This window comes from Alicyclobacillus shizuokensis NBRC 103103 (assembly GCF_001552255.1).
GTDB lineage: Bacteria > Bacillota > Bacilli > Alicyclobacillales > Alicyclobacillaceae > Alicyclobacillus_G > Alicyclobacillus_G shizuokensis.
The window spans coordinates 1-1,613 of sequence record NZ_BCQV01000112.1 but is presented as its reverse complement, the minus strand read 5'-3'; the positions used below and the strand labels follow the sequence as shown (position 1 = coordinate 1,613).

General features: G+C 56.9%; 1 protein-coding gene. It reads left to right on the top strand.

What is annotated here, in order from left to right:
• Positions 1-123 precede the first annotated feature (123 nt).
• Entirely contained in the window at positions 124-1,596 is a 1,473-nt protein-coding gene (locus ASH01S_RS17530) for an IS5 family transposase (RefSeq protein WP_067929718.1), read from the top strand.
• The last annotated feature ends 17 nt before the right edge of the window (positions 1,597-1,613 follow it).

Genomic DNA, 1,613 nt, shown 5'->3' with positions numbered 1-1,613 from the left:
TAGGGTCTGCTGAACGGTTGAATAGTCCAGTAATGACAAGGGGTTTTGGTCTTTTATCGCGAAATCTCATGCATGGATTTCGCGCGAAATCCGTCAAAATCCTTGCACGTGAGGGATCAACCTGTGTATCGAGCGACCGAACGACAGATCCTGCTGCCGGATGACTTCTTCCTACCATTCGGCGGCAAATTGAATAAGGAAAACCGCTGGGTCAAGCTCGCCCAGATGATTCCCTGGTATCGGGTTGAAGAGCACTATGGAGAGCGTTTCAAGTCCTGGTCGAAAGGTCAAAAGGCATATTCGGTCCGTGTGGCGCTTGGTGCACTCATCATCCAGGAACGCTTAGGCCTGAGCGACCGTGAGACGGTTCGCCAGATCACGGAGAACCCGTATCTGCAATACTTCATCGGGTTGTCCAGCTTTCAGGAAGAACCACCGTTTCATCCCTCCCTGATGACGCACTTTCGCAAGCGACTTGGTCCAGATGTGATCCAGCAGGTCAATGAATGGATTGTAATGGAGCAAGACGACCGCGATGATTCCGACGACCGTGATGACATGGATCCAGGACAGCCCGAGGCAAACACCACCGCCGATTCAGAGACGAACTCGGAGCCGTCCGTGAACCAAGGTAAGCTGCTATTGGATGCCACGTGTGCTCCGGCCGACATCGCCTACCCAACCGACCTTTCCCTGCTCAACGAGGCACGCGAGAAGCTGGAGAAGATGATTGACGTCTTGCATGCGGCGCGCCAGCCAGGCCAACGCAAACCGCGCACTTATCGGGAGAAGGCGCGCAAGGCGTACCTGGCGGTGGCGAAGCAACGCCGCGTGGGTCCGCGTGGACTGCGCAAGGCCATCGGGAAACAACTGCGGTTTGTCGCGCGGGACTTGCGAATCATCGCCAAACTGAGGGACGAAGTTGGACTTGACGCGCTGAGCGCAAGGCAGCATCGTCAACTGCTGGTCATTCAAGAGTTGTATCGTCAGCAAGAAGAGATGTACCGCGGGAGAACTCGCCGGATTGACGACCGCATCGTTAGTATTTCGCAACCTCATGTGCGTCCTATCGTCCGTGGCAAGGTGCGTGCAAACGTTGAGTTCGGCGCGAAAGTGGCCATTAGTGTGGTGGACGGGTACGCGAGGCTTGAGCGGCTGGACTGGGACAGCTTTCACGAAGGCCACACCCTACAGGCGGCGGTGGAGGCGTACCGCGAACGATATGGGCACTATCCCGAAGCCGTACTAGCCGACAAGGCATATCGGAATCGAGAGAACCTGCGTTATTGTCGAGAGCGCGGCATCCGCTTGAGTGGACCGCCACTGGGGCGGCCCTCGAAGACGACGCGAGCGGGACAAGTGCGGGTGGAGAGACAGGACGCGGTGGAACGCAATGAGATTGAAGGGAAGTTCGGTGAAGGCAAGCGCCTGTATGGACTGGGCCTCATTCGGGCACGTCTTCAGGCGACGAGTGAGACGGTCATTGCCATGCAGTTGCTGGTCATGAATCTGGAGCGCCGACTCCGCCTTCTCTTGTACTTTGTTCTCACCCGGCTCTTACGGTCCGGCTCCGTTATAGCGCTGACGAATTCGTAATCCGTTCAGCAGACCCT